Source organism: Mesorhizobium yinganensis, from assembly GCF_040081985.1.
GTDB lineage: Bacteria > Pseudomonadota > Alphaproteobacteria > Rhizobiales > Rhizobiaceae > Kumtagia > Kumtagia yinganensis.
In genome coordinates this window covers 152,532-172,732 of sequence record NZ_JBEBMH010000003.1, presented here as the reverse complement: position 1 = coordinate 172,732, position 20,201 = coordinate 152,532, and the positions used below count along the sequence as shown (strand labels likewise).

The following is a 20,201-nucleotide window of genomic DNA, read 5'->3' as shown; positions in this document are numbered from 1 at the left end:
CGAGACCGTTCAGGTCGAGGCGGTTGAGATAAGCCGCCTCGCCGCTGTTTCCGCGATTGCGTCCGGTAGCGACAGGTTCCACTGCGCGGCGCAATAGGCGCGGAAGTCGAAGCAGGGCAGGCCCGGGCAAACCTCGAATTCGATGAGATGCACCGTGTCGTCCTGCTCGACGCGGAAGTCCATCGAAAAGACATCCCGGAGGCCAAGGCCCTGCATGAGAGCAGCGGCAATTCTGCGGATGCGGCGGTCAGCTTCGGGCTGGCCCTCTGCGACAGCGACCAGTTCCGGCTCCACATAGGCGCCCTCCACCTTTGCTGTGGCTCCTGTGTCGCCATAGAGCGCCATGGATTCGGCCATAGTCTGGAAATCGCCGCCGGAATCGACAAAGAACGCGCCGAGCGCTTCGATCCCCGCGCTGGGATCGACGGCGAGGAAGCTGGCGCGCACATTGCGCCCGGCCACATAGGGCTGGACGACGATGTCGTCGCGATAGGCTGAAAAGACGCGACGGCTGATCGCCAGTGCGTCATCGGCTTGCCCGCAGCGGGAGTCTGGCCAGATGCCGATCTTGGCGCCAAGCCGGTTGGGTTTTGTGAAATAGCCGGAGGTCGAAGCCGGCGGCGCGGCCAGCCATTCTCCGTCGCGCGCCAGACCGGCCGGCGGGACTGGTAGGCCTAGGGCGCAGAGCACCGCGCCGGAGCGAAACTTGTCCTGGCAAAGCGCGAACAGCGAATCGTCGGCGCCGATTGTGGAAAGACCTGCAAGCCGCGCCAAGGCCGGCGCTGCGCCGCCGCGAAAATAGGCGACGCCGTCGGTCAGCGTCCAGACCAGCGTCGTCCCCGGATCGGCACTGGCAAGCACCGGACCGGCGTCACCGAGGGCCGTCGCAACGAAGCGGATGCCGCGTTTGCCGCAGGCTTCCTTGATCGCCTCGAACTCGAGGGCAAGGTCCGTGCTCTGCGCGAGATAGGATGATATCTCCAGCGCGTGACGTTCCGAAAAACCTTGCGCGGCCAGCAGAGCGCGACAGGCGTCTTCCGGTTCGTAGACCAGCACGAGCTGCGGCAGCGGCATCGATAAAAATCCCTCAGGCGTCGGCTTGCCGGCGATACCGCGCGATCCGGTCGAGGAAGGCGGCGCGCGGCAGAATGGCACCATGGCCGGGGCAGGCTCGCGTGAAATCGACCTCGGCCAGCCGTTCATGCGACATCAGCAGCGCGGCTCGGTCGGCTCCGGGGATATCGTCCCAGATATGGCCGTCATGGACGGTGTCGGCGCAGAACAGCAATCCGGAATCTGCCTCGAGCAGCGACAGCGAACCGGGAGAATGGCCGGGCGTATGCAGGACGGTCAGGCGCCGATCGCAGAGATCGACCGTGTCTCCATTCTCGACGAAAACGTCGATCGGACAGGCTGTCTGACGAATGGAAGCTGGTTCGACGGTTCCGCTGCCGGTCAGCACCGGCCGGTCGGCAAGATACGGCAGCGCCTGCGTCGTCACCGGATCGGGGTCGGCGAAGACCGCGGCTTCGGCGCGGTGCCCGTAACGACGTTCGGCCAGATGAAGCAGGCCGATATGGTCGAAATGGCTGTGGGTTGCGACGGCCAGCAGCGGCTTTTCCGGATTGGCCCGAAACCCGTCAAGGCCGGTACCAAATCCCCACCCACCGTCGATCAGGCAATCGGCCTCGCTGCCCTGGATCAGGTAGAAGAAGGATCGTTCCGATCCCGACACGATTTCCTCGGTGAGCCGAAGGATGCCGGGCGCAATTTCGGTCGCGGTCATACTAGCCGCGCCAATCAAATCGGCCCATTCGCGGGAGCCGGATTTTCCCGCAGGCATCTCGGCTCAGGCGGGGTTTTGACCGAACACCGCGTCCCACGCCTTGACGGCGGCGACGGCCCGCTCGCCGACCGCGGCAGGACTCATGCCGGGTTTGTAGAGGCTGGAACCCAGGCCGAAGGTGCGCACGCCGACCTTGGCATAGGCGGCGAAATCCGCATCCGACACGCCGCCAACCACGCCGACCGTCGCGTCCGCCGGCAGGACGGCCTTGATCGCGGCGATGCCTACTGCCCCGAGCACACTCGCCGGGAAGAATTTCAGAGCCGACGCGCCGAGCTTGAGTGCCAGAAATGCTTCCGTTGGCGTGAACACGCCGGGCATCGTGACGAGACCGTGTTTGCCTGCCTGGCGCATCACGTCGGCGTCGATATTGGGGCTGACCAGCAGGCGCCCGCCCACGCCGTGCAGGCGGTCGACCTCCTCGGCTTTCAGCACGGTGCCGGCGCCGATCAGCGCGGCAGCGGGCAGGCCGCGGACCAGCGTCTCGATGGATCGGAACGGATCGGGCGAATTGAGTGGAACCTCGATTGCCTCGATGCCGGCCTCGAAAACGGCGGCGCCAACCTCGGCGGCCTCGTCAGGGCGCAACCCCCGCAGGATCGCGACCAGATTGCGGTGCAAGGCTGGGAATGGCTGGCTCATGCGGCGCCCTCGCCGGTCATCATTCCGAAATATCTCGCTGTCTCGGCCAAACCCGCACGCACCGCGTCGTCGGCGTCAACAGTCTTTATTTCGAAGCCTGCCAAACCCAGCGCCGCCGCATAAAGCGCATGCATGGCGCCGGAGGCGATGAGCACGAGAGGCCCGCCGTCCAGCGCGAACCGCGCCTTTGCCGCGGCGATCTCCGAGCCGATCAGCAGGCCCGACAAGGCCGCCCCGGCATCGGCCGGCTGTAGCCCGTGCAACAGCGTTGCCGCCCGGATGCGGAACAGGGACGTCTCCACCGGCGCCGGAGCGGAAACCGCATTCCTGCACCAGTCGATGAAAGCCGGCCTGTCGGCGGCGACTTTCGTCTCCGTGCCGATCGAGTGGCTGAGAATGGACTGCGCCGACAGCACGGAAAACAGCTCGCCGGTCATGAAGGTCTGGAAACGTGTCACCGTGCCATCGACGAGCTCGACCCATTTCGAATGCGTTCCGGGCATGCAGACGAAATGCCGCCCGAAGCCGAGGCTGGCTGCCGCGCCGGCAAGCTGCGTCTCCTCGCCGCGCATGACGTCCGGCGCGGCCGTGTCGCGCTGCGCCAGGCCGGGCACGATGCGGATGTCGCGCTTCGTCCGCGGCACGCTGACGGCCGCGCCGAATATCTCGGCGAGCGAGACCGGGACCGTGGCGTAGGGCGCCTCGGCCCAGCCCTGGCGCGAGCCGGCCATGCCGCAGATGATGACCGGCAGCGTGGCGGGCGCACCCATGTCGCCGAGTTGCCGCTCGAGAATGTCGCCAAAGCGATCGGGTTGGGCGGATAGCAGGCCCTCGTCGCTCCGCCGCTCGGCGAAGACGTTGCCGGCAGCGTCGAGCAGCCAGACGCGCAGCCGCGTCGTGCCCCAGTCGGCGACGGCGACCGCTGGCTCGCCGGCCTTGCTCACAGGAAACCGCCGTCGACGATCATGGTCTGGGCCGTCAGCATGCGCGACGCTTCGGAGGCGAGGAACAGGCAAGGGCCGACCATGTCCTCCGGTTTCATCACCTCGCGGATGCACTGGCGCGCGACATGCGCGGCCAGTGCCTCGTCGGTCACCCACAGGCTGCGCTGGCGCTCGGTGATGACCCAGCCCGGCGCCACCGCGTTGACGCGGATGTTCCAGGGGCCGAGTTTTCCCGCGAGCCCCTTGGTGAGGCCGATGATGCCGGCCTTCGCGGCCGTATAGGACGGCATGTCGGGGTGGTTGATGAGGAAGGAGGTGGAGGTGAAGTTGATGATCGAGCCGCGTCCCGCCGCCCGCATCCCCGGCGTCACCGCCTGGGCGGTGAAGAAGTGGGGGCGCAGATTGATCGACTGGTTGGTGTCCCAATAGTCGACGGTCACGTCGGCGACGTCATGCCGCTCATCGAAAGCGGCATTGTTGATCAGCACGGTCGCCGCGCCATGCGCTGTCTCGGCTTGCCTCACTGCGTCGTGCAACGCCCCGATGTCGCGCAGATCGCAGCGGATGAACAGCGGCGTCGAGCCGTAGGTCTTGCCGATGCGGTCGCGCAAAGCCTCGCTTGGACCGTCCGCAATGTCGATAAAGGCGACCTTCGCTCCCTGCGCCACGAAACTTTCGGTAAGCGCTGCGCCGATGCCGGAACCGCCGCCGGTGATCAGCACGGCCGCTCCCTCGAGATCGGCGTATCGGGCCGGATGCGACATGGAAATACTCTTGAGGCTGGAAAAAAATGCGGGGGCCAACCAATAGACCGCGCAGGCGCCCGGCGCGACAGAAATTTTCCGGAATTTTCGCCGTCTTGCGTCACCCGCCGGCGAATCTGCTCATGACGGCTGTTCACGTGGAGGTGGACGCGGCGCCCCGGACTGAATCGCGCAGGACGCCGAGCGTCGTCTCGGCGCTGGCGGGGCGGCCGAAAAGGTACCCCTGGCCGCCCTGGCAGCCGAATTCGGTGAGCCGCGCCGCTTGCCCCTCCTTCTCGATGCCTTCCGCCACCGCTTCCATGCCGAGCCCCTCGCACATTGAAAGGATGGCGCGGATGATGTGCTCCGACGGCCGGTCGTCGAGGATGGAGGCGACGAAGCTGCGGTCGATTTTCAGCTTGTCGAAATGGAATTCACGCAACCGCCCGAGCGACGACAGGCCGGTGCCGAAATCGTCAAGCGATATGCGCATGCCGCAGCGCCGCAGATCCGTGATGATCTTGGCGGCCGACACCGGGTCGTTCATCAGCCCGGTCTCCGTAATCTCGATCTCCAGCCGGCGCGGGTTGAAGCCCGTGCGATCGAGGATGGCAAGAATATGCAGCCCGGTGTTCTGGTCGACCAGTTGTGAGGGCGAGAGGTTGAAGGAGAGGAAGAGATCGGTCGGCCAGTTGCGCGCCGCTTCCGCCGCCTTGCGCAGGACGAGTTGCGAGAGAGGACCGATGATGCCGCGCTCCTCGGCGATCGGGATGAAGACGCCCGGCGACACCACGCCGAGATCGCGGTCGGTCCAGCGCGCCAGGGTCTCGAAGCCTCGGATCCGCCGGGTCGCGAGATCGATGATCGGCTGGAAATGTGGTTCCACCTCGCCCGCCGAAACGGCGCGGCGTAATGCCTGTTCGATATGGGTGACGCGCTTGGCGGCAGCCTCCATCTCGCTGGTGTAGACGATCACCTTGCCGCGGCCCGAACGCTTGGCGAGGTAGAGCGCGGTCTCGGCCTTGTCGACGAGGATTTCCGTCGTCTCTTCGCCGGAAAAGAACAGCGAACATCCCACCGAAGCGGAAAGCCGTGCGGTGCGGTCGCCGACGTCGTAGGGGGCTGAAAGGATCTCGATCAGCATGCGCGCACGCTCGGCCGCGGCTTCCTCGGAGAAGACCATCGGATAAAGGAAGGCGAATTCGTCCGAGCCGACGCGCGCCACCGTCGAGCCGGCATCGGTCGCCGCGCGCAGCCGCATCGCCACCTGGGCAAGTATCTCGTCGCCGGCCTTGCGGCCGAACAGGTCGTTGATCGGCCTGAAACCGTCGAGATCGAGAATGCAGACGGCGAACGGCGCCGGGTCGTCGGCCCTGTCGCCGATCAGCCGGTCGATCTTTCCGAAGAAGCGCCGGTGGTTGCCAAGCCCGGTCAAGGGATCGGTGAAGGCCAGATCGGCGCCTTCGCTGCGGTCCGGGGCCTGGGCGAAGGACGGCTGCATCAAAATTCCTGTCGCACGCACTTGTTGCGGCGCGACAGTGCCAGCAAAAGCTTGATGAAAGGTATTTTCGTTCCTGCCCTATTGCCCAGTCGCGCTCCGGGCGCTGGGGATTCCGTGTTAGTGGACACGATAGAGGACGAGCGGCTGGCCCAGCGTCTCGGGGATCGGCTCCAGCCAGGACGGCGGATTTCCGTTGACGATCTCCGCCATCAGGCCATTTGGCGCCCAGTCAACAAGCGAGCCGGTCTCGTCATTGCCCGGACAGAAGGCGAGCAGGCCGATCTTTTCCCGCCGCATGACAGTGCGTGCCTCCTCGGGCGTCGCCATGAAGGCGTCGAGCACTGCGACATTGCCCGCATTGTTGCGATGATAGGGACCGGCAAGCACACGATGCGGTGTCGTGGCGATCATTGGCGCGCCGAGGTTGGAGATCACCAGCACCGTGGTCGGCGGCTGCTTGGCCAACAAGGCATAGGTGGCATCGGCCGTGCAGCTCGATTTGCCGCCTTCCCCGGCTTGAGCGATGGCGTTGCGTTTCGGTGCGATCACATTGGCGATCGCATTCGATCCGGTGCCCCACACCAGCGTCAACGAGACCAGCCAGGCACCGACCATCTTGAGGGTCGCCTTCGCCGTGCGCTGCTGCGCCTCGCGTCGCGCGGCAGCGACCAGCGCAGCCAACGGGATAATGGCGAAAGGCAGGGAAAAGCTGGTGCCGCGTATCTGCCAGACGCTGACCGCCGTCGCCGCGGCCAGGAAAGCCAGCAGCATGAATTCGGCCCGCCGCCCGCCGCCACGCCGGATCATCGTGAAAAGCACGCCCATGGCGATCAGAGGCGTAACGTAGTTCTGGGCGATGTTCGCCGGCTGCAGTTCGACGATGCGCCACAAGGGCTGCGCCTCGCTGACCGAGTTCAGCCAGAAATCGCGCATCCTCTGGTCGAGATCGGCATAGGGATCGCCAAAACATTGCGGCGCAAGCAGGATCGCGGTGACGCCTACCGCCAGTCCCAACACCGCAAGGCCGGCAAGCCGCGCCGGAATCCCTTTCGAAACAGTGACTGCCGTTGTCGCCGCGAGACCAAGGCCGCCGAGAACGGCAATCACGCCAAGCCGCGCCGAATAGGCGTCGCATTGCGCGATCCACCACGACGATGGCGGCACGGTGACGACAAGCAGGACGACCGCGGCGCCGGCGAAACCCAGGCCGAAGCCCGTCGCAGTGCTCGCATATCTCTCCTGCGTGAACAGGAGCGTGGCCGCCGTGCAGGCTCCCGCCACGGCGACATAGGGCGCGGTCTCCATACCGACCGCCAGCATGACGGCCGCGCAGACTCCGCTGCCGGCCGCCCTGCGCCACCCCGGCGCGATGAGCAGCGTCACCATGCCAAGCGCGAGCACGAGCTGCAGATTGTGGTGGTCGAGCGCCCGGGCGGTGAACAGCCCCATGGCGTTGAGCGTGATGGCGCCGATCACCAGCGCCGGCAGCATCGTGTCGGGACCGGCGAGCAGCCGCGACGCCCGCACCAGCAGGAAGAGCGCTGCAACGCTGAGCAGCGCCGGCCAGACGATTTCAGCCGCCATCTCGCCGGTAGCCATGCTGCCGGTCAGCCCCGCCACCGCCAGCATGATCGCGCCGACCGGCGCATCGACGATTCGCGACCAGTGCATGACGAAGCCGCCTTCCGGCCCCATGCGGTATTGATGCAGGTCGAACCACGGTTGCCCGTCCAGCCAGTCGCGGATCTGCGCCAGCCGCATCATGCCGTCATTGTCGCCGGCGGAATCGAACAGCGTAGGGAAGCCGTTCGCCGCCTGCACCAGGACCAGCAGCAACGCGACGAGCAGGCTCGCCCCCAGGTCGGCCTTCCAGCCTTCGAGGCGTGATGGTCGCGCGGCGGCGAGCGTCGTGGCGTTCACCATGCAATGTTCCTGACTGGTGCTCCGGGCTCGAGTGCTAACGTTTTCGCTTCAAGATTCCGTAAAGCGCGACAGCCTGCCCCTCTGAATAATCAACGACGATCTGCCCGGCTGGGAAATACCCAGACTGTCGACAGGACGTAACTTGCCGCGCTGGCGACCACGGTGACCGCTATCGACATGGCAAGCGGCGATGCGCCGAACCGCTCGACGGCGACATGCGCGACGAGGCCGGAGATCAGCGCGCAGCCGAGCTGGACGGCGAGATAGCGCGGCAAAGCGTGCGAATGATCGTGCTTGCCGCCAAAAGTCCAGCCATGCTGGCAGGTATAGGCGACGGCAAACGCGATCGCGTAGGCGGCGATGCTGCCCGTGAATGGCGACATGCCGAGGCGCACGAACAGATAGGACAGAGCGAACAGCAGCGCCGCCGCGCCCACCCCGACGGTGACGAAACGCACCAGCCTGAAGCGGAGCGCGGAGCGCAGCATGTCCATCAGACCCCCTGCGCGGTCTGACGCTTCAGTACCGGCGCAAGCTTGTCGCGGACCACCGGGATCTCCAGAACGCCAAGCAGGAAGGCCGAGAAGAACCCCTGCAGCCCTATGACGATAAGGGTAAGACCCAGCACGACGATGCGTGGTATTTCCGAATCGAACAGCGGCCCGAAGCTAAGCTTGCCCCAGGAGATCAGCGCGTAGACGAAGAAGCCGGCGCCGGCGAAGAAACAGATGGCGGCGTCGAGCGCCAGCCGGTCCGTGCTGATCGATCGCATCAGCCAGTCGGACCACGGCGTCCTCGGCAGGATGCCGGTGAGGTCGGCATAGTAACGCGACAGCACGCCGAAGCTGACGAGCTGGACGCCGGTGACGATCATGAAGCAGGCCGCCAGGAAGGTGTTGAGGTCGAGCTCCATCGTGCTGTTGAGCTGCAGCGGCCCGAAGAAGAGCACCGCCGCCAGCACCACGCCGAGGCCGCACAGGCTGAGCCCCGGAATGACGAACAGCCAGCGCGGATTGTACATCAGCAGGAATTTGAGATGCCGCCAGCCGTCGCGCCAGGTGCGCAGGTGCGGCGGGCGGCTGCGCCCGTCCGGCTTCAGCGTGGTGGGCACTTCCTCGATGCGCAGGCCGGCCAGCGCGCTGCGCACCACCATTTCGCTGGCGAACTCCATGCCGGTCGTGCGCAGGTCGAGTTCGCGGATGCGCGCGGCATTGAAGCCGCGCAGCCCGCAATGGAAGTCGCCGGCGCCGATCCGGAAGAACAGGCGGCCGATGAAGGAGAGAACCGGGTTGCCGAGATAGCGATGCAGCGGCGGCATGGCGCCGGGCTCGATGCCGCCCTGGAAACGGTTGCCCATCACCAGTTCGGCGCCGTTGCGCAGCCGCGTCACGAAGGCGTCGAGCGCGCTGAAATCGTAGGAATCGTCGGCATCGCCCATGATGATGAAACGGCCCCGCGCCGCGGCGATCCCGCCGAGCAATGCGGCGCCGTAACCCTTCTGCGGAACTGGGACGACACGCGCGCCGAGGCCCCTGGCGATGTCCTGCGAACCATCGATGCTGCCATTGTCGGCGATCAGCACCTCGCCTGATATGCCTGCGCCGATCAGATAGGCGCGCGCCTTGCCGATGCACATGGCGAGGGTCTCGGCCTCGTTCAGGCACGGCATGAGGATGGTCAGCTCCAGTTCCGCCGGGTCATCGAACTCGGCGTGATCTTCGCGCCGCTTTGCCGCGACTGCATTCATGGCGTGTTCCACTCTTTCCGATCAACATGCGGCCGTGGCGGGCTTCACCGCCTCTGCCGTTGGATCGGACCTAAACACAGAGTGATTGGCGTCCTGTTAATTCTTTGCCTCAACTTCGCATTTCGTTTCGGTCGAGAGTGGCGGCAGGTTTTTGTCAGCACCGCCATGGTTTTCTGCTGCCGAAGTCGAATTGACAAGATTTCGCCGGCTGACATCATCGTTGCGGGGGCAATAACCAAAGACTTAACCCAAGCATCGGCGCAGCTCCGCGCCTGGAGGAAACCATGAGGAAGATGATGACGACCGCCCTGGCGGGCGCCGCACTCGCGGTATCGCTTGTCGGTTTGGCGACCGCGCAGGAAAACGACGACTGGATCGGCACCTGGACCGCCAGCGCCCAACCGGCCTGGGAGGCCGATTTCGCCGTGCCGCTCGGCATGCAGGCCAATCTCTGGAACCATACGATAAGGCAGGTCGCACGGGTCAGCATCGGCGGCGACAAGGTCCGCATCATCGTATCGAACGAATACGGCAAGCTGCCGCTGAAGATCGGCGCCGCGCAGATAGGCGTGACCAAGGATGGCGCCGCGATCCAGCCGGGGACCGGCAAGGCCGTGACCTTCAGCGGCAGCCCGTCGATCACCATTCCGCCCGGCGCACCGGTGATCAGCGATCCCATCGACCTGAAGGTGGAACCGCTCTCCGAGGTCTCCGTCAGCCTGTTCTTCCCGGAAAGCGCGCCGACGACGACGATGCATTGGGACGGCCACCAGACCGCCTTCATCGCCGCCGGCAACAAGGTCGCGGACGAGGACCTGAAGGCCGATTCCAAGCAGACGCAGCGCGCCTTCCTGACGGGCATCATGGTCGAGGCTCCGGATGACGCCCGCGCCATCGTGCTGTTCGGCGATTCCATCACCGATGGCGACGGCTCGACCGTCGACGGCAACGACCGCTGGCCGGACACGCTGGCCGAACGGCTGGCGCAAGCGGGCGGCCCGCCGGTCGCCGTGCTCAATCAAGGCATTTCGGGAGCCAAGGTGCTTAGCGACCGCATGGGTGTCAACGCGCTCGCGCGCTTTGACCGCGACGTGCTCAACCAGCCGAACGCCGACACCGTCGTCCTGATGATGGGCATCAACGACATCGGCTGGCCGGGTTCGGGGCTGGCGCTGCACGATCCGGAGCCCACGGCCGACGACATCATCGCCGGATACCGGCAATTGATCGCGCGTGCTCATGCGGACGGCATGCGCATCATCGGCGCGACGCTGACGCCGTTCGGCGATTCCTTCGCCGGGACACCGTTCGAAGGCTATTACACGCCTGAGAAGGAGAAGATCCGGCTCGCCGTCAACGAATTCATCCGCAGCAGCAACGAGTTCGACGGTGTCATCGATTTCGACAAGGTGGTCGTCGATCCCACCAAGCCCGGCTACATCAAAAAGGAATTCGACAAAGGCGACCACCTCCATCCGAATGCGGCGGGGTATGACGCCATGGCCAATTCGATCGACCTCAAGCTTCTGACTGCCGAGTGATTTCTCGGCGGCGTCTCGCATCGGCGGGCCGCCGCCGGCCTGGACCGCGTTGGCCGTAGGCTGGCCGATTGGCAGGATGGTCCGGACGCGATACATGCGGTGCGGAAACGGGCAACGCAACGCGGAAGGGCCTCATGCCGCTCAAGATCGCCGTCCAGATGGATCATGTGTCGACGGTGAACATCGCCGGCGACACAACTTTCGCGCTCTCGCTGGAGGCGCAGCGGCGCGGCCACGCGCTTTTCCACTATACGCCCGACCGGCTCACGCTGGCCGGCGGGAAGGTTTTTGCGCGTGTCGAGGAAATGACCGTGCGCGACGAGAAGGGCAGCCATTTTTCGCTCGGTGAGCCGGTCAGGACCGACCTGTCGGAGATGGACGTCGTCCTGCTGCGGCAGGACCCGCCCTTCGACATGAACTACATCACCACGACGCATATCCTCGAGCGCATCCATCCGAATACGCTGGTGGTCAACGACCCGGCCTGGGTGCGCAACAGTCCCGAAAAGATCTTCGTCACCGAATTCCCGGACCTGATGCCGGAAACGCTGATCACCAAGGATCCGCAGGAGGTGGCGGCCTTCCGCAGGGAGCATGGCGACATCATCGTAAAGCCGCTTTACGGCAATGGCGGCGCAGGCATCTTTCACCTGCACGAGGCCGACCGCAACCTGGCGTCGCTGCTCGAAATGTTCGCGCAGATGTTCCGCGAACCGTTCATCGTGCAGCGCTACCTCAAGGACGTGCGCAAGGGCGACAAGCGCATCATCCTGATCGACGGTGAAGTGGCCGGAGCCATCAACCGCGTGCCGGCCGAACATGACTCGCGCTCCAACATGCATGTCGGCGGCCGGGCCGAGAAGACCGAGCTGACGGAGCGCGAGCGCGAGATCTGCGCGCGTATCGGCCCTTCGCTCAGGGAACGCGGTTTCATCCTCGTCGGCATCGACGTGATCGGCGATTACATGACGGAGATCAACGTGACCTCGCCGACCGGCGTGCGCGAGGTGAAGCGTTTTGGCGGCGCCGATATCGCCGCGCTGTTCTGGGATGCGGTGGAGAACAAGCGGGCGAAGCAAGCGCGGGTTTTGTCCTGACCCGCGCCTGACGTGGGCAGCGGGGCGACGCCCGCGCTACCGTCTGGCCATGCTAGCCCCGCCCTCGCGATGGGAGGCCGGCGGCGACTTCGGCTCCCGCTCCTTCACCTTTGCATGAGCGTTGGCAGCCTCTGTGTCCGTCGCGGGCGTCTTGGTTTCCTCGCCTGCAAACGGGCTGCCTTGCCCCGGCGCGAGGTCGCCGCTGCGGCCGGCCTTGTTCTCCTGGAACGGCTGGCTGTCCAGGGTGAGGCCATGCTCCAATGCCTGGACCAGGTGGTCGTCCGCCTTGGCGATGCCGGCAAGCGCGACCAGCAGCGCACCGCTTATGAGCAGTTGCGTTCTCATGACAGCTTCCTTTCGGTGATGCCGGCAGCATACGCGCCACCGGCACGTTGCAACGGTGGCCCAACGTTCGGCGCCGCAAATGGTTCGCAAATTCGGCTTCGTGATCGCGCGACATTCGACCGCATCGATCGGTCCAGCGAGCTGCTCCGCGCCCGGTCGTTGCGTCCGCGCGACTCGCTGCAATCTGCATGACGTATTTGTTCCTGTCTTGTTCTTGATTTATCCGGCAAGCCGTGCTTTGTTGGCGGCAGGGAAATCCGACCCGAGGCGCGGCGACCGAGGGATTGGGAGGGCGGTATGGTGGCGCGCGTAAGCACGGTGGCGTTCCAGGGGATCGAGGCGGTTCCCGTTGACGTGCAGGTGATGATCGCGCCGGGCAAGCCGAACATCCATATCGTCGGGCTTCCCGACAAGGCGGTTGCCGAAAGCCGCGAGCGGGTGCAGGCGGCGCTGCATGCCTCCGGCTTGTCGATGCCGGCGAAGAAGGTGACGGTCAACCTGGCACCTGCGGATCTTCCGAAGGAGGGGAGCCATTACGATCTGCCGATTGCGCTGGGGTTGATGGCCGCGCTCGGCGCCGTGCCGGGCGATGCGTTGGCGGGCTACGTCGTTCTAGGCGAACTGTCGCTCGACGGCACCATCGCCTCCGTTGCCGGCACGCTGCCGGCTGCCATCGGCGCCAATGCCGACGGCAAGGGCCTAATCTGCCCCTCGGCTTGCGGCTCCGAAGCCGCCTGGGCCGGCGAGGAGATTGAAATCCTGGCGCCGCGCAGCCTCGTCGCCATCGCCAATCATTTTCGCGGCACGCAGGTGCTGTCGCGGCCGGAAGCCAAGGTGCAAGTACCGGCCGACGACCTTCCGGATCTTGCCGACATCAAGGGCCAGGAGACGGCGCGGCGGGCGTTGGAGGTGGCGGCCGCCGGCGGACACAACCTGCTGATGGTCGGTCCGCCCGGATCGGGAAAATCGATGCTCGCGCAGCGGCTGCCGTCGATCCTGCCGCCGCTGTCGCCGAAGGAACTGCTCGAAGTGTCGATGGTGGCGTCGATCGCCGGCGAACTGGCGGGCGGCAAATTGACCAACCGCCGGCCGTTCCGCGCGCCGCATCACTCCGCGTCCATGGCGGCAATGGTCGGCGGCGGCCAGCGCGTACGCCCCGGCGAAGTGTCGCTGGCGCATCACGGCGTTCTTTTCCTAGACGAGTTCCCCGAATTTTCACCGGTTGTGCTGGATTCGCTGCGCCAGCCGATCGAGACCGGCGAATGCGTGATCGCGCGCGCCAACACCCGTGTCACCTATCCGGCGCGGATGCAACTGATCGCCGCGATGAACCCGTGCCGGTGCGGCATGTCCGGCGAACCCGGCTTCCGCTGCGCGCGCGGCGACCGCTGCCGGACCGACTATCAGGCGCGCATCTCCGGGCCGCTGCTCGACCGTATCGATCTCAGGATCGAGGTGCCCGCCGTCAGTGCCAGCGACCTGATCCGGCCTGCGAAATCCGAGGCAAGCGCCGATGTCGCCAGGCGCGTCGCCGCCGCGAGAACCATCCAGCGCCGGCGTTTCGAGGAGATCGGCGCGTCCGTCACCACCAACGCGCATTGCCCAACCGCATTGGTCGAGGAGATTGCCCGCCCCGACGGGGCGGGTGAGACCTTGCTGCGTGACGCCAGCGAGAAACTTGGTTTCTCCGCGCGGGCCTATCATCGGGTACTGAAAGTGGCGCGCACTTTGGCCGACCTTGACGACAGCGAAACCGTTCGTCGCATCCACCTTGCCGAGGCTATTTCTTACCGCATTGCCGCAGAGAGGCTGGCACAGGCGGCCTAGGAACTATTCGCGGCCCATTCTTGCTCTTGAGCAAGCTGGCGCGGACAGAAGCGTGCGTAAATCCGGATGCACGGAGAGCCCGGCGACCGGAAGTGCGAGGATAATCATGATATGGCCGATCAGCGTGGAGCCGACCAGGCTTGCTTACTGCACCGAGCCGACCAGCGGCGCCGAGCCTTCGCGGATGGTCACCCAGCGGCCGGTATGGTTCGAGGCCTGCCTCTTTAGGAAGCGGTAGCCGGTCTGGCTCCAGTCGCGAACCGAGTTGGTGAGATTGTCGAGGATGAAGTCGCCTTTGTCGGTGCGCACGGTGAGCACCGCGTGGCCCTCTCCATCGGGCTTGCGCACGACGGTGACCAGCAGGTTGGAAAGCGACAGGCCACGTTGCTGCAATTCGCGGCGCTTCTCCAGAACATAGTCCTCGCAGTCGCCGACACCCTGGTCCGGATAGGCCCACACTTCGTCCTTGCCATAGATGTCGAGGTCGTTCATCGGCTTGACGGCCGCGTTTACGCTCGCATTGACGCTGACAAGCTGGCTCCACAGCGCGCCCGAGATACGCTCCGGCCCGCGGTCGCGCGGCCGGATCGAGCACTCCGCGGGATTGGCCTTGCAGAATTCGTAGTGACCGATCGGCTGGGAGGTCAGGCCGCCCGTGATCATGGGTTCGGAGGCAAAAGCATTGCCGGCGGTCAGCGTGCCGATCGCCGAAGCCACCAGAAACCCGATGCGCATCGCCGTGCGCCTTGTCCGCGGAGAGGATTGCATAGCCCACTCGCCCTTTGTCCTTAACAAAACGTTAAGGTCCATTTGCCGGGCAAGTCAATTCATCCAAGAGAACAGTTTCATAGGATGGTTACCGCCGCGACGTGGCCGCGACGAATCTGCAACAGGCTACCGCCCGACTCGCCCACAAAGCAGGCAGGAGCCGCCGTTCGGACCTGTCAATCGGTCGAGAAGCAGATGGGGGTCAGGCTTTCGCGGTACGGACAAGGCGCGGACGCAGGGGCGCACGGTTCTCCTTGCCGTAGCTCGATATGAAGTCGACGATGCGCGGCACGATCTCGGCGCGAAAGCGCGAGCCATTGAACACGCCATAATGGCCGACGGCTGGCTGCATGTAGTGAGCCCGCATGTCGTCCGGAATGTTGACGCAGAGATCGTGGGCAGCCCTCGTCTGGCCGATGCCGGAAATGTCGTCATTTTCGCCCTCGACCGTGAGCAGGGCGATGTTGCGGATCGCGGCGGTGTCGACAGGCGTGCCGCGATGCATCATCTCGCCTTTGGGCAGGGCATGGCGGACAAATACGGTGTCCACCGTCTGGAGGTAGAATTCGGCCGTCAAATCCATGACAGCCAGATATTCGTCGTAGAAGTCCCGGTGCTTTTCGGCACTGTCGCCGTCATTCTTCACCAGATGCATAAAGAACTGCTTGTGTGCCGTGATGTGGCGGTCGAGATTCATGCCCATGAAGCCGGAAAGCTGCAGGAAGCCTGGATAGACGTCGCGCATGACGCCAGGCGCTGGCCACGGCACCGGCATGATCACATTCTCGCGGAACCAGTCGATGCCCTTTTCCTGGGCGAGCAGGTTCACGGCGGTCGGATTGCGGCGGGTGTCGATCGGGCCGCCCATCAGCGTCATGGTCGAAGGCGCGAAGTGGTCGCCACGCGCTTCCATAAGCGCCGCCGCGGCGAGCACGGGAACCGAGGGCTGGCATACCGCCATGACATGGGTGTTCGGCCCGAGCGCGTGCAGCATGTCGACTATATAGTCGACATAGTCGTCGAGGTCGAAGCCGCCCGCCGTGGCCGGAACCATGCGTGCGTCGGTCCAGTCGGTGATGTAGACGTCGGCATGCGGCAGCATGGCGTCCACCGTGCCGCGCAGCAGCGTCGCATAGTGGCCGGACATCGGTGCCACGATCAGCAACTTGGGGTCGGTCTTGCGCCGCGCAGGCAGGTCGCGCACGAAATGGATCAGGTTGCAGAAGGGACGCGACCACGCGGTCTTCTCGGCCACCGCGACCGTCTTCCAGTCGACGATGGTCTTTTCGATGTTGAAGGCGGGCTTGCCGTAGCGGCGGGTGCTACGCTCGAAGAGCTCGGCCATGCCAGCCACGGAGCGGCCGAACGTGGTGTGCGACAGCGGGTTGACCGGGTTCGAGTAGAACAGCCGGACAGCATCCGCATAGGCCCGATAGGGCTGCATCGCGGCGTGGCTCATCTCATACATCTGGTAGAACATGCCAAAACCCCAATGCCGCGCGGATTGCGCGGCAACCCCCCTATCGTTAGACAACGAAGTTAACGATCTATTGTTGCGATGCAATAGATGCGGCCGCGAGAAGTGGCCTCATCCTTTGGTCCAACATCGCGGCCGTCGAACGTGACCGTCGACAGGGCTCAGATACCCTCCACCAGCACAACTTCACCCTCGGCGTATTTCTGCCGGATTGCTTTTGCGGCCTGATATTCCGGCGAGTGGTAGCAGTCATGGGCGGTCTGCAGCGATGCGAACTCGATCACCACGTTGCGCGCCCGGCCTGTACCTTCCGCCAGTTCGTGGGCGCCGCCCCGCGCCAGCATTTTCGCCCCGTATTTGTCGAAGGCGAGCTTCGAGGCCGCGACATAGTCCTTGTATCCCTCGGCGTCGCGCACATCGACGCGGGCGATCCAGTATCCCTTGGGCATCTTTCCTCCATTGCCTTTCGAAGGCGATTACGATCGAGGCCGCCGCTCAAACGGGTCGTCCAGCCTCCGCCATCTCGGCGATGATCGCCTGCGCGGCCGCCCGGCGGTCGGGCGCGGCGATGATCGGGCGGGCGACGACGAGATGGCTGGCGCCGGCGCGTATCGCATCTCCAGGCGAAACAACGCGCTTCTGGTCGCCATGGTCGGCGCCGGCGGGACGGATGCCGGGTGTCACCACCGCTACATCGTGCCCGACGATTTTGCGCACGGCGGCGGCTTCGCTCGCGGAGCACACGATGCCGCCCATGCCGGCCAAACGCGCCTGCTCGGCACGGCGCAGCACCAGCGTATGCGGGTCGTATTCGTAGCCGGCATCGATCAGATCCTGCTCGTCCATCGAGGTCAGCACGGTAACCGCCAGCAGGCAGAGCGGCGTGCCGCGCGCCGCCTCGACGGCAGCCTTCATCGCCTTGGGGTAGGCGTGCAGCGTCAGCATCGTGACGCCCATCCTGGCAATGTTCTCGACGCCCTTCGCCACCGTGTTGTCGATGTCGAGCAGTTTCATGTCGAGGAAAACGCTCTTGCCCGCCTCGACGAGTTCGCGTGCAAAGGCGAGGCCCCCGGCGAAGGCGAGTTGATAGCCGATCTTGTAGAAGGAAACGGTGCCGTCGAGATCATGCACCACCGCCTGCGCCGTCCTCAGATCCGGCACGTCGAGTCCGACGATCAGGCGCCTGGCGACATCATCATGCGGCATCCGAAACTCCGTCCAGGGATTCCATCCGCGTCCAGTCGCAGAGAAGGGCGCGATCGGCAAGACGAAATGCCAATTGGTCTGCAGGCTGGTCCTTACCCGCGAGATCGCCTGTCGGCAAAAGATCCATCAAGACTCGTAACGCGCTGACAGCATGGTAGCGCGTTCGATCAGTGCGCGGCAGAGCCGCTGCATACCGTTTCGCAACCGCTCGTCTCGAAAGTCGCCATTGTCGTCGAAGGCTTCGCCGCCCTGGGGGACCGAGACCTGTTGCGGGATCACTTCCATCTGGATATGCGACAGCACGGCGCGCAGATGATTGGCGCTGCGGATACCGGCAAAATAGCCTTCCGAGGATGAGCACAGCGCCACGACCTTGCCGGGCAGCGGCCGCAACACAATGCCGCGGTCCTTGCGGACCCGGCTGATCCAGTCGATCGTGTTCTTGAGCAGCGGCGGCATCGAGCCGTTGTATTCCGGGGTGGCGATCAGAATTCCGTCGTGATCGACAAACATCCGGGCGAGTTTCACCGCATTGTCCGGCACGCCTTTTTCCGCCTCCAGATCCTGGTCCATGATCGGCAGTGGATAGTCGGCAAGCGAGATGCGGGTGACCTCGGCGCCTTGCAGGGCAAGCTCTTTCATGGCCGCATCGGCTGTCTTGCCGCTATAGGCCCCGGTTCGGATTGAGCCGGCGAAGACGAGGATTTTGGGATTCAACGGCGTTTGCGTCCTTGCCGCGCGTCAAGGCCGCGCATCAGTTGCCGCGGCCGCGCCGGTAAACCCACAACTGCGTGGGCGGGATGTTGCGGATGACGAAGTCGAAATGTTTCACGCTGTAATTGCCGAGGCCCGGCGGCACCGGCGATTTCGGGCCGTAGGTCAGTTGTATGATCGGCCTGCCTTCAGGAATGCGATCGAGCAGGTCCTCTATATAGGCAACGCGCTGCTGAACCGGGAAATTGAGCAGCGGCACGCCTGAAACCACGCTGTCGAAACGCTTCGGCGCATCTTCGCCCAGTGTCGACTCAAGATCGAAGGCATCACCCTCGACGACTTTGACGCCAGGAAAATTGCGCCTGAGATGTCGAACGAAGTCCGGAGAATATTCGACGGCGTAGAGCTTAGCGGCAGGCACGCCGCGCGCCAGTATGGCGCGGGTGATCACGCCGGTTCCGGGCCCGATCTCCAGCACCGGCAGGCCGGAGGAAATGTCGATGACCGAAGCCATGCGTTTTGCGGTGATCGAACTGGTGGGAATTATCGATCCAACGGCCTTGGGTTTGTCGATCCAGCCTTTGAAGAAACGAAGCTCGTCGTCGAACTTCTCGGCCAGCGCCTTGCGCAACTCCGATCCGCGTCGCATGGCCAAACTCCCTGTCGCTTTCGGGGGATCAATAGCAGCCTGACCCCCCATTGCAAGGCTTACGCAGCGTCTTGAAGGGGTTGTCCCCGATTGCTCCTTGTCAACTGTCGCCGAACGATTCGAAAAAATCCTTCATGCGGGCGAAGAAGCCGCTCGACTGCGGCGAATTCTCCTTCGAGGAGAGCTTTTCGAATTCCTCCAGCAATTCGCGCTGGCGCTTCGTCAGGTTCTGCGGCGTTTCGACCGCCGTCTGGATGTAGAGATCGCCGATGGTCGGCTGGCGCAGCACCGGCATGCCCTTGCTCTTCATCCGGAACTGTCGCCCGTTCTGGGTGCCTTCGGGCACCTTTACGCGCGTCTGCGAGCCGTCGAGCGTGGTCACCTCGAAGGAGCCCCCGAGCGCGGCGGTCGTCATCGAGATCGGCACCTTACAGTAGAGATCGGCGCCGTCGCGCTGGAAGAATTCGTGGGGCTTGACCGACAGGAAGATATAGAGGTCGCCGGGCGGGCCGCCGCGCAGTCCGGCTTCGCCTTCATTGGCCAGGCGGATGCGGGTGCCGTCCTCGATGCCGGCCGGAATATTGACCGACAGCGACCGCTCCTCGGTGACGCGGCCCTGACCTGCGCATTTCTGGCAAGGGTCCTTTATGGTCTGGCCACGGCCATGGCACTGCGGGCAGGTTCGTTCGATCGAGAAGAAGCCTTGCGCGGCGCGCACTCGGCCCGAGCCCGAACAGAGCGAGCAGGTTACCGGCTGCGTGCCGGGCTTCGCGCCCGAACCCGAACAATCGGAACATGAAATGGACGTCGGCACACGGATCTGAGCGGTCTTGCCGGCATAGGCTTCCTCCAGCAGGATCTCCATGTTGAAACGCAGGTCGGCGCCGCGTTCGCGGCCGCTGCCGGAGCGGCGGCGCCCGCCGCCCATCATCTCGCCGAAGATGTCCTCGAAGATATCGGAGAAACCGCCGCCACCGGCGAAGCCCGCGCCGCCGCCCATGCCGCCATTTTCGAAAGCGGCGTGGCCGAAACGGTCATAGGCCGCGCGCTTCTGCGGATCCTTCAGCGTCTCGTAGGCCTCGTTGATTTCCTTGAACTTGTGCTCGCAAGCGGCGTCGCCTGGATTGCGGTCGGGATGGAACTGCATGGCGAGTTTTCGGAACGCGCCCTTCAGTTCCTTGTCGTCCGCGCCCTTCTGGACGCCCAGCGTTTCGTAGAAATCAGCTTTCAT

At 64.8% G+C, this 20,201-nt stretch carries 20 protein-coding genes; 3 read left to right on the top strand and 17 right to left on the bottom strand.

The window, feature by feature from the left end:
* Positions 1-9: 9 nt before the first annotated feature.
* From ABMA59_RS07950 to ABMA59_RS07910, 9 genes are all read right to left on the bottom strand, one after another.
* Positions 10-1,074 (bottom strand): D-alanine--D-alanine ligase family protein, encoded by a 1,065-nt coding sequence (locus tag ABMA59_RS07950; RefSeq protein WP_349004801.1) that lies wholly within the window; start codon positions 1,072-1,074, stop codon positions 10-12.
* A gap of 13 nt (positions 1,075-1,087) precedes the next feature.
* Positions 1,088-1,786: an MBL fold metallo-hydrolase gene (locus tag ABMA59_RS07945; RefSeq protein WP_349004800.1), complete on the bottom strand. Its 699-nt coding sequence runs from the start codon at positions 1,784-1,786 to the stop codon at positions 1,088-1,090.
* Positions 1,787-1,849: 63 nt separating this feature from the next.
* Positions 1,850-2,488, bottom strand: a complete 639-nt coding sequence (locus ABMA59_RS07940; protein WP_349004799.1) for a 2-dehydro-3-deoxy-6-phosphogalactonate aldolase — start codon at positions 2,486-2,488, stop codon at positions 1,850-1,852.
* Positions 2,485-3,432 (bottom strand): 2-dehydro-3-deoxygalactonokinase, encoded by a 948-nt coding sequence (locus ABMA59_RS07935; RefSeq protein WP_349004798.1) that lies wholly within the window; start codon positions 3,430-3,432, stop codon positions 2,485-2,487. Before ABMA59_RS07935 ends, ABMA59_RS07940 begins: the two co-directional genes overlap by 4 nt.
* A complete protein-coding gene (locus tag ABMA59_RS07930) occupies positions 3,429-4,196 on the bottom strand; it encodes an SDR family NAD(P)-dependent oxidoreductase (RefSeq protein ID WP_349004797.1) in 768 nt (255 codons plus the stop codon). Before ABMA59_RS07930 ends, ABMA59_RS07935 begins: the two co-directional genes overlap by 4 nt.
* A gap of 133 nt (positions 4,197-4,329) precedes the next feature.
* Positions 4,330-5,676, bottom strand: a complete 1,347-nt coding sequence (locus tag ABMA59_RS07925; RefSeq protein WP_349004796.1) for a putative bifunctional diguanylate cyclase/phosphodiesterase — start codon at positions 5,674-5,676, stop codon at positions 4,330-4,332.
* Positions 5,677-5,793: 117 nt separating this feature from the next.
* Positions 5,794-7,599, bottom strand: coding sequence for a GtrA family protein (locus ABMA59_RS07920; protein WP_349004795.1), 1,806 nt, complete (start codon positions 7,597-7,599; stop codon positions 5,794-5,796).
* 89 nt (positions 7,600-7,688) lie between these two features.
* Positions 7,689-8,093: a GtrA family protein gene (locus ABMA59_RS07915; protein ID WP_349004794.1), complete on the bottom strand. Its 405-nt coding sequence runs from the start codon at positions 8,091-8,093 to the stop codon at positions 7,689-7,691.
* On the bottom strand, positions 8,093-9,346 hold the full coding sequence (locus tag ABMA59_RS07910; RefSeq protein WP_349004793.1) for a glycosyltransferase family 2 protein: 1,254 nt from the start codon (positions 9,344-9,346) through the stop codon (positions 8,093-8,095). The genes ABMA59_RS07915 and ABMA59_RS07910 overlap by 1 nt, the downstream gene beginning before the upstream one ends.
* A gap of 284 nt (positions 9,347-9,630) precedes the next feature.
* Here ABMA59_RS07910 and ABMA59_RS07905 point away from each other — a divergent pair, with 284 nt between their 5' ends.
* Both ABMA59_RS07905 and gshB read left to right on the top strand, forming a co-directional pair.
* Positions 9,631-10,887, top strand: coding sequence for an SGNH/GDSL hydrolase family protein (locus ABMA59_RS07905; protein ID WP_349004792.1), 1,257 nt, complete (start codon positions 9,631-9,633; stop codon positions 10,885-10,887).
* A 134-nt stretch (positions 10,888-11,021) separates the two neighbouring features.
* Positions 11,022-11,984: a glutathione synthase gene (gshB, locus tag ABMA59_RS07900; protein WP_349004791.1), complete on the top strand. Its 963-nt coding sequence runs from the start codon at positions 11,022-11,024 to the stop codon at positions 11,982-11,984.
* Between the two features lie 36 nt (positions 11,985-12,020).
* On the opposite strand, the gene ABMA59_RS07895 is transcribed toward gshB, so the two are convergent.
* The gene (locus tag ABMA59_RS07895; protein WP_349004790.1) at positions 12,021-12,329 is read right to left on the bottom strand and encodes a hypothetical protein; all 309 of its coding nucleotides are present in this window, start codon (positions 12,327-12,329) and stop codon (positions 12,021-12,023) included.
* A gap of 297 nt (positions 12,330-12,626) precedes the next feature.
* Here ABMA59_RS07895 and ABMA59_RS07890 point away from each other — a divergent pair, with 297 nt between their 5' ends.
* Positions 12,627-14,156 (top strand): YifB family Mg chelatase-like AAA ATPase, encoded by a 1,530-nt coding sequence (locus ABMA59_RS07890; protein WP_349004789.1) that lies wholly within the window; start codon positions 12,627-12,629, stop codon positions 14,154-14,156.
* Between the two features lie 144 nt (positions 14,157-14,300).
* Here the strand turns inward: ABMA59_RS07890 and ABMA59_RS07885 are convergent, their stop codons facing one another.
* The 7 genes from ABMA59_RS07885 to dnaJ all read right to left on the bottom strand — a co-directional run bounded on the left by ABMA59_RS07885 (position 14,301) and on the right by dnaJ (position 20,201).
* Entirely contained in the window at positions 14,301-14,924 is a 624-nt protein-coding gene (locus ABMA59_RS07885; protein WP_425475876.1) for a transglutaminase-like cysteine peptidase, read from the bottom strand.
* A gap of 202 nt (positions 14,925-15,126) precedes the next feature.
* Positions 15,127-16,404: a polyhydroxyalkanoate depolymerase gene (locus ABMA59_RS07880; protein WP_349004787.1), complete on the bottom strand. Its 1,278-nt coding sequence runs from the start codon at positions 16,402-16,404 to the stop codon at positions 15,127-15,129.
* A 158-nt stretch (positions 16,405-16,562) separates the two neighbouring features.
* On the bottom strand, positions 16,563-16,850 hold the full coding sequence (locus tag ABMA59_RS07875; RefSeq protein WP_349004785.1) for a DUF1330 domain-containing protein: 288 nt from the start codon (positions 16,848-16,850) through the stop codon (positions 16,563-16,565).
* Between the two features lie 46 nt (positions 16,851-16,896).
* The gene (pyrF, locus tag ABMA59_RS07870; protein ID WP_349004784.1) at positions 16,897-17,607 is read right to left on the bottom strand and encodes an orotidine-5'-phosphate decarboxylase; all 711 of its coding nucleotides are present in this window, start codon (positions 17,605-17,607) and stop codon (positions 16,897-16,899) included.
* 126 nt (positions 17,608-17,733) lie between these two features.
* Entirely contained in the window at positions 17,734-18,324 is a 591-nt protein-coding gene (locus ABMA59_RS07865) for an NADPH-dependent FMN reductase (protein ID WP_349004783.1), read from the bottom strand.
* A gap of 37 nt (positions 18,325-18,361) precedes the next feature.
* A complete protein-coding gene (pmtA, locus tag ABMA59_RS07860) occupies positions 18,362-18,970 on the bottom strand; it encodes a phospholipid N-methyltransferase PmtA (protein WP_349004782.1) in 609 nt (202 codons plus the stop codon).
* 100 nt (positions 18,971-19,070) lie between these two features.
* Complete coding sequence (gene dnaJ, locus ABMA59_RS07855; RefSeq protein ID WP_349004781.1) at positions 19,071-20,201, bottom strand: molecular chaperone DnaJ; 1,131 nt, start codon at positions 20,199-20,201, stop codon at positions 19,071-19,073.

Bases quoted from the DNA above. Each gene is read 5' to 3' on its own strand.
- ABMA59_RS07950 (WP_349004801.1), bottom strand. From the start codon at position 1,074: ATGCCGCTGCCGCAGCTCGTGCTGGTCTACGAACCGGAAGACGCCTGT.
- ABMA59_RS07945 (WP_349004800.1), bottom strand. From the start codon at position 1,786: ATGACCGCGACCGAAATTGCGCCCGGCATCCTTCGGCTCACCGAGGAA.
- ABMA59_RS07940 (WP_349004799.1), bottom strand. From the start codon at position 2,488: ATGAGCCAGCCATTCCCAGCCTTGCACCGCAATCTGGTCGCGATCCTG.
- ABMA59_RS07930 (WP_349004797.1), bottom strand. From the start codon at position 4,196: ATGTCGCATCCGGCCCGATACGCCGATCTCGAGGGAGCGGCCGTGCTG.
- ABMA59_RS07925 (WP_349004796.1), bottom strand. From the start codon at position 5,676: ATGCAGCCGTCCTTCGCCCAGGCCCCGGACCGCAGCGAAGGCGCCGAT.
- ABMA59_RS07920 (WP_349004795.1), bottom strand. From the start codon at position 7,599: ATGGTGAACGCCACGACGCTCGCCGCCGCGCGACCATCACGCCTCGAA.
- ABMA59_RS07915 (WP_349004794.1), bottom strand. From the start codon at position 8,093: ATGGACATGCTGCGCTCCGCGCTCCGCTTCAGGCTGGTGCGTTTCGTC.
- ABMA59_RS07910 (WP_349004793.1), bottom strand. From the start codon at position 9,346: ATGAATGCAGTCGCGGCAAAGCGGCGCGAAGATCACGCCGAGTTCGAT.
- ABMA59_RS07905 (WP_349004792.1), top strand. From the start codon at position 9,631: ATGAGGAAGATGATGACGACCGCCCTGGCGGGCGCCGCACTCGCGGTA.
- gshB (WP_349004791.1), top strand. From the start codon at position 11,022: ATGCCGCTCAAGATCGCCGTCCAGATGGATCATGTGTCGACGGTGAAC.
- ABMA59_RS07895 (WP_349004790.1), bottom strand. From the start codon at position 12,329: ATGAGAACGCAACTGCTCATAAGCGGTGCGCTGCTGGTCGCGCTTGCC.
- ABMA59_RS07890 (WP_349004789.1), top strand. From the start codon at position 12,627: ATGGTGGCGCGCGTAAGCACGGTGGCGTTCCAGGGGATCGAGGCGGTT.
- ABMA59_RS07885 (WP_425475876.1), bottom strand. From the start codon at position 14,924: ATGCAATCCTCTCCGCGGACAAGGCGCACGGCGATGCGCATCGGGTTT.
- ABMA59_RS07880 (WP_349004787.1), bottom strand. From the start codon at position 16,404: ATGTTCTACCAGATGTATGAGATGAGCCACGCCGCGATGCAGCCCTAT.
- ABMA59_RS07875 (WP_349004785.1), bottom strand. From the start codon at position 16,850: ATGCCCAAGGGATACTGGATCGCCCGCGTCGATGTGCGCGACGCCGAG.
- pyrF (WP_349004784.1), bottom strand. From the start codon at position 17,607: ATGCCGCATGATGATGTCGCCAGGCGCCTGATCGTCGGACTCGACGTG.
- pmtA (WP_349004782.1), bottom strand. From the start codon at position 18,970: ATGCGACGCGGATCGGAGTTGCGCAAGGCGCTGGCCGAGAAGTTCGAC.
- dnaJ (WP_349004781.1), bottom strand. From the start codon at position 20,201: ATGAAAGCTGATTTCTACGAAACGCTGGGCGTCCAGAAGGGCGCGGAC.